Source organism: Nocardia amamiensis (assembly GCF_015477605.1).
Lineage (GTDB): Bacteria > Actinomycetota > Actinomycetes > Mycobacteriales > Mycobacteriaceae > Nocardia > Nocardia amamiensis_A.
This window is the reverse complement of sequence record NZ_JADLQX010000207.1, coordinates 1-559: the sequence shown is the minus strand read 5'-3', so window position 1 is coordinate 559 and position 559 is coordinate 1. Positions and strand designations below refer to the sequence as shown.

Annotated in this window: 1 protein-coding gene; it reads left to right on the top strand. The window is 67.1% G+C overall.

What is annotated here, in order from left to right:
* Positions 1 to 559: IS3 family transposase (locus tag IU459_RS37505; protein WP_195134304.1), on the top strand; the 559-nt coding region annotated here is incomplete at both ends.

Below are 559 nucleotides of genomic sequence, written 5' to 3'. Positions count from 1 at the left end.
TCTTCGCGCGGGCGAGCGACCCGCGACAGAAGTAGTCTGCGCGTTCATCGCCGAGCATCGGGCTCGGTTCGGGGTCGCTCCGATCTGCCGTGCGCTGACCGCGCACGGCTGCAAGATCGCCCCGAGAACCTTTTATGCCTGGCTGTCGCGGCCAGCATCGAAACGGACGCTGTGGGACACCGCGATCACCGAGATCCTGGCCGGCTACTACGAACCCGACGAGACCGGCCGCCGCAAACCCGAATCGCTGTACGGCGCGGAGAAGATGTGGGGCCACCTACGACGCGAGGGAATTCCGGTTGCCCGTTGCACCGTGGAACGGTTGATGCGCGCCAATGGATGGCGAGGTGTGATGCGGCGCGCGGCGATTCGCACCACCGAAGCCGATCCCGCCGGGACGCGGGCGACCGACCTGGTGGACCGCAACTTCCGGGTTCCGGCCCCGAATCTGCTGGTCGTCGCCGATTTCACCTACGTGCGGCTGGCCGGTGGCGGGTTCGTCTACACCGCGTTCGTCATCGATGCCTACGCCGGGCGGATCGTGGGCTGGGAATGCTCA